Annotated in this window: 16 protein-coding genes; 12 read left to right on the forward strand and 4 right to left on the reverse strand. The window is 41.2% G+C overall.

Translation table 11 applies throughout. From position 1 onward, the window contains the following. Nucleotides 1-39: 39 nt before the first annotated feature. Nucleotides 40-471: a large conductance mechanosensitive channel protein MscL gene (mscL, locus tag B0O44_RS00255; RefSeq protein ID WP_110826700.1), complete on the forward strand. Its 432-nt coding sequence runs from the start codon at nucleotides 40-42 to the stop codon at nucleotides 469-471. A 1-nt stretch (nucleotide 472) separates the two neighbouring features. On the opposite strand, the gene B0O44_RS00260 is transcribed toward mscL, so the two are convergent. Beyond that, the gene (locus B0O44_RS00260; RefSeq protein WP_110827493.1) at nucleotides 473-1,348 is read right to left on the reverse strand and encodes a ChaN family lipoprotein; all 876 of its coding nucleotides are present in this window, start codon (nucleotides 1,346-1,348) and stop codon (nucleotides 473-475) included. A gap of 345 nt (nucleotides 1,349-1,693) precedes the next feature. On the opposite strand from B0O44_RS00260, the gene B0O44_RS00265 reads away from it, so the two are divergent. The 8 genes from B0O44_RS00265 to tsaB all read left to right on the forward strand — a co-directional run bounded on the left by B0O44_RS00265 (nucleotide 1,694) and on the right by tsaB (nucleotide 6,366). Then, entirely contained in the window at nucleotides 1,694-2,533 is an 840-nt protein-coding gene (locus B0O44_RS00265; RefSeq protein ID WP_110826701.1) for a LiaF transmembrane domain-containing protein, read from the forward strand. A gap of 10 nt (nucleotides 2,534-2,543) precedes the next feature. Continuing rightward, entirely contained in the window at nucleotides 2,544-2,897 is a 354-nt protein-coding gene (locus B0O44_RS00270) for a DUF4288 domain-containing protein (RefSeq protein ID WP_110826702.1), read from the forward strand. Between the two features lie 3 nt (nucleotides 2,898-2,900). After that, a complete protein-coding gene (locus B0O44_RS00275; RefSeq protein ID WP_245943501.1) occupies nucleotides 2,901-3,959 on the forward strand; it encodes a sensor histidine kinase in 1,059 nt (352 codons plus the stop codon). Further along, the gene (locus tag B0O44_RS00280; protein WP_110826703.1) at nucleotides 3,937-4,674 is read left to right on the forward strand and encodes a LytR/AlgR family response regulator transcription factor; all 738 of its coding nucleotides are present in this window, start codon (nucleotides 3,937-3,939) and stop codon (nucleotides 4,672-4,674) included. Before B0O44_RS00275 ends, B0O44_RS00280 begins: the two co-directional genes overlap by 23 nt. Before the next feature lie 144 nt (nucleotides 4,675-4,818). Further along, nucleotides 4,819-4,977 (forward strand): 50S ribosomal protein L34, encoded by a 159-nt coding sequence (gene rpmH, locus B0O44_RS00285; RefSeq protein ID WP_008241331.1) that lies wholly within the window; start codon nucleotides 4,819-4,821, stop codon nucleotides 4,975-4,977. A 61-nt stretch (nucleotides 4,978-5,038) separates the two neighbouring features. After that, the gene (locus B0O44_RS00290) at nucleotides 5,039-5,437 is read left to right on the forward strand and encodes a ribonuclease P protein component (protein WP_110826704.1); all 399 of its coding nucleotides are present in this window, start codon (nucleotides 5,039-5,041) and stop codon (nucleotides 5,435-5,437) included. Continuing rightward, entirely contained in the window at nucleotides 5,424-5,654 is a 231-nt protein-coding gene (yidD, locus tag B0O44_RS00295) for a membrane protein insertion efficiency factor YidD (protein ID WP_110826705.1), read from the forward strand. The genes B0O44_RS00290 and yidD overlap by 14 nt, the downstream gene beginning before the upstream one ends. Nucleotides 5,655-5,679: 25 nt before the next feature. Next, nucleotides 5,680-6,366, forward strand: a complete 687-nt coding sequence (tsaB, locus tag B0O44_RS00300) for a tRNA (adenosine(37)-N6)-threonylcarbamoyltransferase complex dimerization subunit type 1 TsaB (RefSeq protein ID WP_110826706.1) — start codon at nucleotides 5,680-5,682, stop codon at nucleotides 6,364-6,366. A gap of 1 nt (nucleotide 6,367) precedes the next feature. Here the strand turns inward: tsaB and B0O44_RS00305 are convergent, their stop codons facing one another. Continuing rightward, on the reverse strand, nucleotides 6,368-7,774 hold the full coding sequence (locus tag B0O44_RS00305; protein WP_110826707.1) for a DUF5723 family protein: 1,407 nt from the start codon (nucleotides 7,772-7,774) through the stop codon (nucleotides 6,368-6,370). A 325-nt stretch (nucleotides 7,775-8,099) separates the two neighbouring features. Beyond that, on the reverse strand, nucleotides 8,100-9,662 hold the full coding sequence (locus tag B0O44_RS00310; protein WP_110826708.1) for a hypothetical protein: 1,563 nt from the start codon (nucleotides 9,660-9,662) through the stop codon (nucleotides 8,100-8,102). Between the two features lie 251 nt (nucleotides 9,663-9,913). On the opposite strand from B0O44_RS00310, the gene B0O44_RS00315 reads away from it, so the two are divergent. From B0O44_RS00315 to B0O44_RS00325, 3 genes are all read left to right on the forward strand, one after another. Next, on the forward strand, nucleotides 9,914-10,300 hold the full coding sequence (locus B0O44_RS00315; protein WP_110826709.1) for a DUF423 domain-containing protein: 387 nt from the start codon (nucleotides 9,914-9,916) through the stop codon (nucleotides 10,298-10,300). Next, nucleotides 10,300-12,780 carry a replication restart helicase PriA gene (priA, locus tag B0O44_RS00320; protein ID WP_110826710.1) on the forward strand — a complete coding sequence of 827 codons (2,481 nt, stop codon included), beginning with the start codon at nucleotides 10,300-10,302 and terminating at the stop codon, nucleotides 12,778-12,780. The genes B0O44_RS00315 and priA overlap by 1 nt, the downstream gene beginning before the upstream one ends. 104 nt (nucleotides 12,781-12,884) lie before the next feature. Continuing rightward, nucleotides 12,885-13,541 carry a protein-L-isoaspartate(D-aspartate) O-methyltransferase gene (locus B0O44_RS00325; RefSeq protein ID WP_110826711.1) on the forward strand — a complete coding sequence of 219 codons (657 nt, stop codon included), beginning with the start codon at nucleotides 12,885-12,887 and terminating at the stop codon, nucleotides 13,539-13,541. Here the strand turns inward: B0O44_RS00325 and smpB are convergent, their stop codons facing one another. Then, on the reverse strand, nucleotides 13,542-13,991 hold the full coding sequence (smpB, locus tag B0O44_RS00330; protein ID WP_211321282.1) for an SsrA-binding protein SmpB: 450 nt from the start codon (nucleotides 13,989-13,991) through the stop codon (nucleotides 13,542-13,544). Nucleotides 13,992-14,035: the final 44 nt, after the last annotated feature.

Genomic DNA, 14,035 nt, shown 5'->3' on the forward strand with positions numbered 1-14,035 from the left:
ATAATCTTTATATTTTTAAGTAAATCATAACAAAATATTATGGGATTTGTAAAAGAATTTAAAGAGTTTGCCGTTAAGGGCAGCGTAATGGACCTCGCTATCGGGGTAATTATCGGAGGGGCATTTGGTAAGATCATCGATAGTATTGTCAACGATTTGATCATGCCGCTCATTTCTGCAGTCATCGGATCTGTAGATTTCAGCAATATGTATGTTGTGCTCAAGGGCACCGTCACCCAGGGACTGGCGCTTGCAGATGCTAAAAAGGTACCCGGAGCAGTTGTTTTTGCTTATGGTAATTTCATTACCGTAGCCTTGAACTTCTTCCTGTTGGCACTGGCAGTTTTTATGCTGGTAAAAGCCATTAATGCAATGAAACGTAAACAAGAAGCAGCCCCTGCTGCTCCTGCAGCCCCTACTAAGGAGGAAATCCTGCTTACAGAGATCAGGGACGTTCTTAAAGCAAAATAGATTAAAAAGTTCTTTTGATACCTGGGTCGGTTACAATAATGTAGTCACCCAGGTATTTGTATTTTTCCCAGTCCGGTTGTTTAAAATCTTCGGCCGAAAAACAGGAAATATTCGAGATACTCAGCTTGGGAAGAAGTTTCTTTAACTGCGCGAGCGTGCCCAGCTGTTCATCGCTGTGGAAGCGCCCGTTGAGCTGCAGGACTTTTGCATTTTTATTTTTTTTCAGGTAAGTGGCAATAGACCAGGCCATGGTGGCATCCCAGAAATTCTGGGTCTGGTAAATTTTCATACTGCCCATGCTGTGCCCGCCAAGGGTTTCGTTAAACTTGTCATAATACCTGCCCGTGGCGGTATCAATAGATAAAGGCGGAAGAAAAGCCCTGGAAGCTTCAGGCAGCGCCTTAAGGGCAGTAAGACCCGATCTGCTGACCATATTGCTGTACCTGGCCGCGGCATTGCCCCCGATTACAGGTAATTTGTTGGCTTTTGCAAATTCAATTAGGGGTTTGTAATCGTTGTAATTGTTCCAGGCCCTGGCCTCTTTAATGAAATTCTTTTCCGAAATGCAGCCCGACAGGTATTCATCAATAACCGGTTGTACATCCGTATGGAACATTTCCAGGGTCAATGCCGTTTTAGGGAAGGCAGCAAACATTTTTTTATAAATTTCTGCTTCCAGTGCATGACCGGTAGAATCGTTATGTTCTTCTCCAAAAAAAAGTACATCCGTATTTTTTAAACTCGCAACGAGTTCGTCTAGAGTGACCAGCTTTGCTTTTTTAGAATCATATATCTTGTAATTTGCGGTTTGGGTATCCTGTGCAAAAAGTGCAGCAGGTGCAAGGAGCACCAGGGCAAAGAGAAGAATTTTTTTCATGCCCAAATTAAAGGATAATTTTTTAGAGCCGGTGAAGTATTCTGTCATGAAAGCATCAGAACTATTTGTAAACTACCCCTGCAGCGGGGAATTCAATTGAGGTATTGGCAGCAGCCGGTTTTATTGTATCTTGTGGGAAAGATCAGGGCCGGTTAATCGGTGGATATAACTCAATATAATTATTGATGATATTTTACCGATGAAAAAATACCGTTCACCGGGTTTTTACCGGTTTACAGGTTAGAGGCCTTTTGCGGCTGGGGGATCATTAATATATTTGATTCAGATTTAAACACCGGATTGCAGGAAATGAAAGTGTAGCGCATCCGGTAAACAACAAAAGAAATGGAAAATTATAATATAAAAGACAAAAACCACTCCAACAGCATCTGGAGTGGTCTGATTATCCTCACTGTAGGTGTTGTCTTCTTCTTAAGAAGTTATGGTATTTATATCCCTCACTGGGTGCTGAGCTGGCATACCTTATTGATTGTCATTGGTCTTGTGGTCGGTTTCAAAAGAAATTTCCAGGGTGGGGGCTGGCTGATTATGGTCCTGATTGGCGGGTATTTTACCGTAGAGGATATTGCAGATGTGGATTTTAGTAAATACTATTTTGCCATAATTTTCATTGTCCTTGGACTGTACCTTATTTTACGTCCCAAAAGGAACCTGGAAGAAAGATGGAGAAGAAAAGAAGAACGCTGGAGAAGAAGGGGCGACCGCTGGAAATCCAGGTTCGGTGAGACGCCTTATGTTTATCCACAGCCCGAAGTTACCACTGAAACCGGACCTGCAGATGCAGCGACCGCTACAGATTCCTCCCGGGGTGGCGCTGATACAAAAGACATCCTGAATTCTGTAAATATATTCGGTGGCGCCAATCATATGGTGTATTCAAAAAACTTTAAGGGTGGAGAGGCCGTGGCGGTTTTCGGGGGATGTGAGATCAACCTGAGCCAGGCAGACTTTGAAGGTACAGTGACCATTGACATCGTGGCTATTTTTGGTGGGGTTAAAATCATTGTTCCGCCAAGCTGGGAGGTCAGGTCCGAAGTAACCGCAATTTTTGGCGGTGTGGATGATAAAAGGGCAGTGCCTCCTTTTAATGGAGAAGGTGCCAGAAAAATATTAATCATTGAGGGTGTGGCATTGTGCGGGGGCGTTGACATTAGAAATTTTTAAGATTTTGATTATGAAATGGTTCGCTGTGAAATATGTTTATCAGATTGTAAGCGGGGAGGGCAGCCATGCCCCGCAAATTGACGAACAGATCAGGTTACTGATATCACAAAATATTTCCGACGCCTGGAGTAAGGCGCAGGCACTGGCAAAAAAATTTCACCAGTCCTTTAAAAACATAAAAGGTGAAGAAGTAAGATGGGATTTCCTTTGCATTTCGGATGTAAAGGAAATCGATCTGCTGGAAGATGGCTGTGAAGTCAATTCAGTGATCCATGAGCCTGCAGATTATAAGGCTTTTATGGATGATGTAAACCGGCACAAGACCTTTCTTGCCGATGTAGTAGAAAACGTTCCAATTCATTAAAGCGTGACCACAAGACCCCTGTCAGTACCCAGAATACAAAAAATTGCCATTGGCGTTTTTCTGTCCTGCATTGCAATATTTGCTTTGCTGTTCAATTATGTACTGGATTTTAACTGGCTGATATCAATAGGGGACAGCGCCATAACGGTTTTGCTGCTGGCGATGTGCTGCATCATTTTCAGTACCTTACTGGGCTATTACCAGCCCAAAAGTGAACCTTTAATTTTTGTTTTTGTATTGACGCTTTTACTGGCCCTGTTTGTTACGTATTCCGCTAAGTTTGCATTGGGACTGGTTTTACTGGAAACCAAGTACCAGTCGTTTTTAGGTTATACCTTGCCTTTCAGGTTTGTTATTGTTTTTTTGTTTCTGGCCTGGTGGGCACTGGCCAATATTTTATGGTACAGGCTCGAAGAGCAATCTGAAGCCCAGGGACGTTTGTTTGCCGTGCAAAACCTGGCCAAAGAAGCAGAGCTTAATAAACTCCGCCACCAGCTGCAGCCCCATTTTCTGTTCAACAGCCTCAACTCTGTGTATGCCCTGACCATAGTGAACCCAAAAGAAGCAGGGCCTATGATCACAAAACTGGCTGCTTTTTTAAGGGGGACCCTGAAGCGGGATGATGAGGTTTGGGTGAGTGTTGCTGAAGAAATGGAGTATATTCAACTGTACCTGGACATCGAAAAGGTAAGGTTCAGTCACCGCCTGAATATTGAAATTTCCGTTGCCGAAAATACAATGGAACTGCGGCTTCCGGGAACTTTGTTACAGCCCATTGTTGAAAATGCCATTAAATTCGGATTGTACAACACCTCAGAAGCCATTACAATTTCCATAAATGTCAGTCTTGAAAATAATATGCTTTATATTAGTGTGAAAAATCCTTTTGATCCCGAAATGAAGGCAACCGGAGGGACCGGATTTGGATTGAATGCCATTAAGAGAAGATTGTACCTGCTCTTTGCCGATCAGGGACTTCTTAAAACCTCAAAAGAGGAACCAAATATATTTGTTACTGAGCTTAAAATACCACAAAATAATGATAAGAACTATACTAATTGATGATGAGCCGCTGGCCAGGGACATTATTAAGTTTTACCTGGAAAGTTACCCCGAAATAGAGGTGGTTGCAGAATGCAATGACGGTTTTGAGGGCCTGAAAGCCATTACTCAGTTTAATCCGGATTTTATTTTTTTAGATGTCCAGATGCCAAAAATTAGTGGTTTTGAAATGCTTGAACTGGTGGATGATGCGCCCGGGGTAATTTTTACTACGGCATTTGATGAATACGCCATAAAAGCTTTTGAGGTGAATGCTGTAGACTATTTACTTAAGCCAATCGAAAAAGAACGTTTTGACCTGGCCATGAAAAAACTGCCTTCCAAACTTGGTCAGGAAGAAGCCTCTACAAAAGAATTACTGGATTCGGTTTCTTTAAGCCCCGCGCACAACAATAGGGTGGTGGTTAAAAAGAATGGGGTTATTAAAATCTTAAACGTGATGGACATCCATTATTTTGAGGCCGATGATGACCAGGTTAAACTCAGTACCGCAGAAGGCATATATTATAAAAACAAAACCATGGGCTTTTTTGAACAGACCCTGGAACCCAGTCAGTTTATCCGGATCCACCGTTCTTATATCATAAACCTTTCCCAGATCACCAGGATGGAGCTGAAAGAAAAGGACAGTTATGTGGTGCTTTTAAAATCGGATATTTGGCTTCCGGTGAGTAAAACAGGTTACCTGAAGCTAAAGGCCGCATTGGGTTTATAGCCTTCCACAGTCGGTTTTAGGGTTTGAAAGGCACTTTATGAAATTAAATTTAAACAGTTTCTGATTGCATTTGCTTTTAAACAAAAATCCCACTATATTTGCACCTCTTATTTAAAAAATATATAGTTAAGATATAATACAGTTATGAAAAGAACATTCCAACCTTCGCAAAGAAAGAGAAGAAACAAACACGGCTTCCGCGAAAGAATGGCTACAGCAAACGGTAGAAGAGTATTAGCTTCCCGCCGCGCAAAAGGAAGAAAAAAATTATCAGTTTCTGACGAACGTCGTCACAAAGCATAATTTTGATTGCAGCACTTTAAGTGCTGGCAGATCAGAATGTCTGCAGGATTGCAATCAAAACATGAAAAAAACATTCTCTAAAGAAGAACGGTTATGCAGCAGAAAGTCACTAGACCTGTTGTTTAAGAACGGTTCTTCTTTTTTATTATACCCCTTTCGGATTTCCTCTTTATTTGTGCCTGCCGCAGATGCAGCTGCCGTTGAGGTGGTGATTAATGTGGCAAAAAAACGTTATAAAAGGGCGGTTGACCGAAACTTGCTCAAACGCCGCACCCGGGAAGCTTACCGTTTTCATAAACAGGAACACCTTTACAATCATTTAAAAGATTCTGGAAAATTATTGCTGCTGTCTATACAATTTATTGGTAAAGAAAAGCATGAATTCTCATTCATGGAAAAGAAACTGGCTGCTGCGCTAAAGAAATTATGTGCTAATCTGGAACTTCATGAAATTTCTTAAATTAGGTATTGGCTGGTTGTTTCTGGGACTGATCAAATTGTATCAATGGTTCCTGTCGCCTTTATTGGGGGCAAGTTGCAGATTTACACCCACATGCTCACAATATGGAATTGAAGCCATTAAAAAGCACGGTCCTTTTAAAGGGGGCTGGCTTACCCTGAAAAGAATCGGGCGCTGCCATCCCTGGGGCAAACATGGACATGATCCTGTTCCATAATTAAAAATCATTTATATTTGCAGCAATGGCTATAATACTTCAAATTGAAACGGCTACACAAACGTGTTCTGTTGCTTTATCCCGTAATGGTGAAACCCTGCTTGTCAAAGAAGAAACTGCTCAGAATATTCATGCCGGGAGTTTGACTTTATTTATAGATGAACTGATGAAAACAGCGGGGTTTACTTATCCTCAGCTGGATGCCATTGCCATCAGTAAAGGTCCGGGTTCCTATACGGGTTTGCGTATAGGTGTCTCTACAGCCAAAGGCCTTTGTTTTGCGCTCGATAAACCGCTTTTGGCCATTGATACTTTGAAAATGATGGCTGCCGGATTTGTCGCAAACAATAAAGGCTATAATGGCTTGATCTGCCCCATGATCGATGCCCGGAGAATGGAAGTGTATACCCGCATATTTAATGCGCGCCTGGAGCCTTTATCTGATACAGAGGCGAAAATCATTGACGCACAGTCTTTCGCTGACGAACTGAAAAACCAGCAGGTTACTTTTATGGGCGATGGTGCATTAAAATGTGCCGAAGTACTCAAAAATGAAAATGCATTCTTCTCTGAGGCGAATTTTAATTCTGCAGCTTATTTAAGCACACTGGCTATGGAAGCTTATGCACAGCAAAAATTCGAAGATGTGGCTTATTTTGAGCCTTATTATCTGAAAGATTTTATGCTGACCCAGCCAAAGAAAAAGGTTTAACTTATTTTTTCTTTTTCTTGAAGATGCCAAAAATGCTTTGGAAAAAGCTTTTCTCTTCTTCTTCTCCAACGCCTGGCATATGGCTGCTGTTTAGCGGGTGTTCGACCGTGCCCCCAAATTTAATAGCCATTCCCATGTAAAAGGAGGCCCCATAATAACCACTTCCGGAATTCTGGTCTTGTCTGGCGGCAATGGTTTTCAGCAGGTTGTCTGTGCCCAGATAAACTTCGAAATTGGGCGTCCGGTACATGCCTTGTATTCCGGCCATGAAAAAGCCGTTAAAGTTATAGGCGGGGGTCACACTGGCATAAAAGTTATTAAATTTCATGCTGTTGACAAAGGCAAAATCACCGCCTTTATAAAACAGGTTTTTTGAAACCACCACCATGGGCGTATAATTTCCATAGCCTTTGGAAACCGTTACATCGGCACTGGCATTGGTGGCACTGTAAAAACCATCCCGTTTATCCTTACCAGTCACCATATCTGTAATTTGCTGGTTGATTTCTTTAGAAGTCATTGTACCCGGATTGACAATAAGGCTTCCGCTGTTGAAGTTAATGTAATGAGAGTCGTTGTTCCATTTAATAAAACCCAGGTCCTTTACATTTGCCATTAAAAAGACCCCGCTTTTGGCTTTATAACTGGTCCCAAAGCTAATTGAAGCACCAGGGTTTTTGAAATTTGGTAAATAGGAACTTGTGTTCAGGTCTTTGAAGTACAGGAAATTGGCTTTGTAAAGCCCCCTGAGGCGAACATCAAGGATGTCATTGCCCGTGCCGTCTTTGTACACTGCAAAAGAGGAACGGTCTATGTCCAGGGAATTATAGGTAACCCCGCTGAGTAAACTGAATTTTATCCCAAAAGACAGTTTTTTGTTAAAGTCTTCCCTGTAATTGACGCTAAACTGGTGATAAGATTGCCCGCTGCCATAGTTGTTGAAAATGTCGTTATAGCTGCTGTTGGTGAATCTTTTGTAGCTGTCCACCAGGGCAAGGCTCTCATTGGTGTAATTGAGCCGGGCATCGGTCCGCACCTGCCAGGAAAACCCAAGTTCTTTATGGTATTTATAAGACTGGAAAATCCGGAAGGTAAGCAGGTAAATATTGGTGTTCTGGTAAAGTTCATTTCTTTTTCCCTCCCCGATAGGAATGCCCGAAGCGTTAAAAACCTGATCGGCAACCAGTCTTCTGAGGGTATAATTTGCATCTCCTTTATTGGTGCCATTGATCCCAAGGTTTGGCAATAGGAAATTGGAGGCAAATTTTCTGGAAGAATCTAGTGTAAATGCCTTTTGGGCCGGGTTTTCAAAGGCATCAAACAATGTTCTGCTGTTGTACAGTGCATATTGCTGTGCGTAGGATTTCGTTGCAGACAGTAATAAAAAGCAAATAAAAAAGCGCTTCATTTTAAGGGGAATAGATCGTTTTAAATCTAGGTATTTTTTATTTGTTTTCTGATATAATAATTCGGCTAATATCCGCGGTTGGAACCTTTAATTAAAGTTGCGAATTTGTTCTAAAAAAACCAGGTGGCAATTGGAAAATAAATAGGTGATCATTAGATGATAACTATATAAATGACCCTGTTATCACCCTGTTAAGACCCTGTTAGCACCCTGTTACCACATAGTTATTTTTAAACAGCACATTCGCCATTGTCAAAGCAAAAATAAACTGTGAACCAACTAAAAAAAGACGATCATTTATCCGCTTTGGAAAGAGGTTTTACACTTAAGGAAGGAGGGCTTTTTGAGCTTCTGTTTTTTTACTGATCAGCAGGTTAGACTGGAACTTTTTATTTTCACTTTGAAGCTGATAAATCATAGAGCTAAACTGGCCTATATGTTGTCTGGAATTAAAGAATTCAAAAGCAGGTCTGAACAGGTCGTGTAAAGCAATATCCTCGGAATTTTTCTGGTCCAGGTAAAAAACAATATTTGAACTCGCAGGAAGCTGCGCACAGGCGTCTGCATATTCCTTTTTTGTAAGGAGTTGTGAATTGCTGCGGTAACTGTTTAAAAAGGTCTGTATATTTTCTGCACGATTTGAAAAAACCATATAGTTATCGATAATGGTATAATAGGGTGTTTTAAACTTTTCAAAAGGGGCCCCGAAGTACCAGTACAACAGCATGGGTTCTTTCAGGACTTTTATATCTTCCGAAACATTTTCGCTAATGTCCAGTAGCAGTTGCGCAAGCTTATCTCCGTTTTTTAGGTTAATAGCACCCATTTTTTCGGTATTTTTCAACTGAAAGTTCAGCAGCTGATCTTTAAAATATTTAGGGAAGGTCTCCTCCAGGTTGAGGTGGTATTTGCTGTTCAGCGCGGCAATGGTCTGCTCTTTAGGCATGTTTTTCTGTTGCAGCCATTTGCCCAGGCCTTTGCTCCACTGGTTGTAGTCTGAAATGCTGTAAATGGTATAGTTTGCAGTTTGTTCAGGAAGAATCGCATCAATAGTTGTTTTGCCGGCCTTTAAACTGGTAAAAAGATTAAGGTAATTCTGTTCCTCTTTGATCACCGTACTTCCGGTAAACAGGATCTTTTCTTTACTGTAATTGTAATTCAAACTGGCGAAAGCATTTTGCCGGTGAAGCAGCTGAAACAAGGAACTGGATGCAGTTGGGCTCAGTTTTTTGAACAAATCTTCTAAACGGTTAAAATCAACATACAGACTGGCCAGGCTATTTTTGTTAATTTTTTCTGTTGTTTTAATGTATTCTGCAAAGTCCCGGTTTGTTTTTTGTTCCTGTGCAACATCCGTTTGGGAAAGCAATTTAGGATCAGGGGAAAGCTGCAGCAGGTTTCCTTTTTGGCTCAGGTAAAAAGAAGAATCCTTTTGGAAAGATATTTTAGCGATTTTTTGCATTTGTTCTACAGAAAAACCGCTCATTTTCAGGGTGTTTAAAAGGGCTGCCGGGCTAGCACTTTCATTTAGCTGGGTACTGATTGTATAGGTAATGCCCTTGTGCTGGTCCGGGATCAGACTGATGTAAATCGTTTCTTTATGAATGAACCTGTTGAGTTCTGTCTTTTCTAGTATGTTTTTTTTCAGGGATTGCAATGCCCTGAGGTTTTCCTCAGAAAGCAGCCCCTGTAAAAGGTCCTGGCTTTGTAAAAGGTCAAGGACACTTTTATTGTTTTCTACACTAAATACAAAACCAGACTGGGCAGTGGCGGCAAACAGGCTGCTGTCATTGCTTTGTGTATCCTTATTCAGCTTGGAGAAATAAAGATAGGCAAGACAGATCATCCCTGCCAGTAAAACAACGATAGTAAAATAGATCTTTTTCATTTGATGTTAAAAGCCGGTTTAAATTTGTGCAGGGCCCTGTTATGGTTTTTACTGGCGACCAATCGCTTTTTTTGAACAAGGGGGATGTCCGGCTCCACAGAATTTGTTTGGCCAATTCAAAAATAAGCTATAAATAATAGATAACATAAAATTAAGTCACCTTAATCTAAATTAAATTTATATCCGGCCAGGACTAAGAAAATGCCCCTTATTTTGCTATTTTTATCGCTCAATAAAAAAGCTGATTTGAAATGAACAAAAGAATAATTTTAACTGCTTCTTTTTTTGGTGCTCTTGCAGTGATACTGGGTGCTTTTGGTGCCCATGGCCTGAAAAGCGCTATAAGCAGCGAATCTTTAAGTATTTGGTCAAAAGGGGTTGAGTATCAGTTTTATCATGTCTTTGCCTTATTGTTTCTTTCTACCTTTGGCAGGTTCAGAAATAAACTGATTGACCTGGCTTACTTCTCTTTTACGGCCGGCATCGTCCTGTTTTCAGGATCCCTTTATTTGCTTGCAACTAAAGAATTGTCACAGATCTCATTTGTAAATTATATTGGACCGGTCACACCTTTAGGAGGTTTATTTTTAATTCTGGGCTGGATATTGCTGTTGTTTGCCGCGCTAAGACACCGTTAATGCATAATTTCAATGATTCTGATTTTGTAGAAAGAGAAACACTTTTTATTGAAGTGATTTTACCGCTTTCTCTTGCAAAAAATTATATATATAGAATTCCCTTCGACTTAAACGATCAGATTGCGGTTGGAAAAAGGGTCATCGTACAGTTTGGAAAAAACAAAATTTACACCGCACTGATCAAAAGCATTAGCACCAAAGCTCCCGAACTTTACGAAGCCAAATACATTATTGATGTAGTGGACCAGGTTCCGGTGGTAAATGGAATGCAGCTGGAGTTTTGGAACTGGATGACCGAATATTACATTTGTAATGAGGGGGATGTGATGTCTGCCGCTTTACCCGCAGGACTTAAACTCACCAGCGAAACCATTATTATTTTAAGGGAAGACGATCAGCAGGACCTGTCGGATCTTGGAGAAAAAGAAATGGTGCTTATGGACGCCTTGGCGCAGAAAAAGCGTTTGTCCATTGACGATATTGCGAAACTGCTGGGGCAAAAAACAGTTTTTCCCATCATTAAACTGCTCATTAACCGGGAACTGGTTTATATTGCCGAAGAGGTCGTTGAAAAATATAAACCGCTTCTAAAATCTTTTATTTCTTTAAATCCTTTTTACAACGAACAGGACAACCTGAAAGAGTTGTTTTCTGTACTGGAAAGGGCACCCAAACAAATGGATGCTTTACTGGCTTACCTGACTTTATCCAAGCAAACTGCCCAGTTGTCCAAACAGGAACTGATGGAATACAGCAATTGCGGACCTGCGGCGATCAAAGCCATGATTGATAAAGAGATTTTTGTGCAGAAAAAAAGACCGGTCAGCAGGCTTAATGATCAGAACGATGAAGACATTCTGAATTTTAAGCTGAGTGAAACTCAGGAAAATGCTTTGCAACAGGTTAAAAAAGAACTGGAACAAAAAGAAGTGGTCTTGCTGCACGGGGTTACCGCTGCGGGGAAAACACAAATTTATATCCGTTTAATCGAAGAAGCATTGGCCAATGGTGGCCAGGCCCTTTTTTTATTGCCTGAAATTGCCCTGACCACGCAGATTGTGGAAAGGATAAAACAATATTTTGGAGATGCAATTGGGGTTTACCATTCTAAGTTTAATGATTTTGAACGGGTGGAAATCTGGAATAAAGTATTAAACGGAACCTATAAAATCATTCTTGGAGCAAGGTCTGCTATTTTTCTGCCATTTAATGACCTTAAGTTTATCATTGTCGATGAAGAGCATGAATCTTCTTATAAACAGCAAGACCCCGCACCAAGGTACCAGGCCAGGGATGCGGCGGTTTATCTTGCCCATCAACATAAGTCAAAAATAGTGCTGGGCTCGGCAACGCCATCCATAGAAAGCTATTACAACGCACAGAACGGAAAGTACGGGCTGGTGTCTTTAACGGGGCGTTTTGGAGGTGTGCAGCTGCCCCTGCACGAAGTGGTCAGCATTTCTGAACAGACAAAGAAAAAGAAAATGATTTCTTATTTTTCAAGTGTACTCATCGATGATATTGCCACTTCCCTGGAGCAAAAAGAGCAGGTCATTCTTTTTCAGAACCGCAGGGGTTACGCGACCATTATGATTTGCGCCACCTGTGGTTATACCCCAAAATGCGTTAACTGTGATGTGAGCCTGACCTATCACAAAAGCAGTGGAAAACTGCACTGCCATTATTGTGGTTATCATGAAAACAGCTTAAAAATCTGTCCGGCCTGTGGTTCGGTACATATTGAACAAAAAGGATTTGGTACCGAGCGGGTAGAAGAGGAATTGAGCCTCATTTTTCCAGAGGCCCGTATTGCCCGTCTGGATGTAGACAGCACCCGGACCAAAAACAGTTTGCAGAAAATTATAGCCGATTTTCAGGAAAAGAAAACCGATATTCTCATTGGGACCCAAATGGTGGCCAAAGGATTGGATTTTGATCATGTAACACTAATTGGGGTCATCAACGCCGATACCCTGCTGAATTTTCCGGATTTCAGGGCTTTTGAAAGAAGCTTCCAATTGCTCACCCAGGTATCCGGAAGGGCCGGACGCAGAGAGAAGCAGGGAAAAGTTTGTATACAGGCTTATGACGATGACCACAGGATCATTAAACAGGTGGTGGAGAACGATTACATTGGTATGTACAATGATGAAATCGAAGAACGCAGGCAGTTTAATTACCCGCCTTTTTCAAGACTAATTTTTATCACCCTGAAACATAAGGATGCCAATGTTTTAAATGCAGCTTCACATCATTTTGCCCATGTGCTCCGTTCCAGGCTTGGACCAAGGGTGCTGGGGCCCGAACAACCCCTGGTGTCCAGGGTCAGAAGTTATTACATTCGTCAGATCATTATCAAATCCGACAGGCACACGGCCATTCCAAAAGTAAAAGCCCTGCTCAAAACAGAGATCACTACTTTTAATGCCGAGAAAACTTTTAAAGGTGTGATCATACAGCTGGATGTAGATCCTTACTAGGCCTAATTTATTAAGGTTGATTGTGTGCAGGTTACCCCTAATGTGGAGGATTAAATGATTTTCATGGCCCCGATTAGATTTCAAACTCCTATTTTTGGGATACAATGGCATATAAGTTTGTAGATAATTACAGGGAAAGAGGCGCAAGAAAAAAGCTGGTTGAACATTTAAGATCACGAGGGATTGCAGACAACAAGGTATTGGATGCGATTGCCAAAGTTCCGCGGCATTTTTTCTTCGATGAGACTTTCTGGAACCAGGCTTATAAAGATATTGCCTTTCCTATTGGCGATGGACAAACCATTTCACAACCTTATACGGTCGCTTACCAGACAGAACTCCTTCATATTAAAAAAGGAGATAAGGTTTTGGAAATAGGTACCGGATCAGGTTACCAGACCTGCATTTTAATGGAGCTGGGTGCAAATGTATTTACCATTGAACGTCAGGAAAGCATTTACAGACATACCATAAAAGTTTTGCCGGGAATGGGCTATCATGCCAATTTCTTTTTTGGAGATGGCTCTATGGGCATTGCAGAACACGCGCCCTACAACAAAATTATTGTTACGGCAGGAGCGCCTTTTGTTCCGGAAATTTTGTTAAAACAACTTAAAATTGGGGGCATTCTGGTTATCCCGGTCGGGGATGAACATGCACAGAAAATGGTTACTGTGATCCGGGTAAGCGAAACAGATTTCGAAAAAATAGAACTGGATACTTTCCGTTTTGTGCCTTTGGTAGGGGATCAGGCCTGGTAATTAAAATTTCATGGCCCGGTCCAGCTCTCTTTTGGATTCCCTTTCTTTGATGCTGTCCCTTTTGTCAAATTCTTTTTTACCCTGCGCCAGTGCAATTTCAATTTTTGCAAAGCCACGTTCGTTGGTGAAAATTCGTAAAGGCACAATCGTATAACCCTTTTCTTCGCTTTTTATTTTAAGTTTTTTAAGTTCCCTTTTTTGCAAAAGCAGTGCCCTGTCCCTTTTTATGTCATGGTGATAAAAGGAACTGTGGCTGTATTCGGAAATATGGAGGTTTCTGACATAAAGAATATTACCTATAAACATGCAGAAAGCATCTGATAGGTTGGCTTTTCCCTGGCGTATCGCTTTGATCTCCGTACCCAGCAAGGCCAGTCCGGCATTAAATTTTTCAACAATATGGTAGTCGAAATAGGCCCTTTTATTCTTTATTTGTATATCGTTCTTCATAAGAATCCGCTAATATCCGAAAGAATTGCCGATTAACATTAATT

The organism is Pedobacter nutrimenti (genome assembly GCF_003208655.1).
Lineage (GTDB): Bacteria > Bacteroidota > Bacteroidia > Sphingobacteriales > Sphingobacteriaceae > Pedobacter > Pedobacter nutrimenti.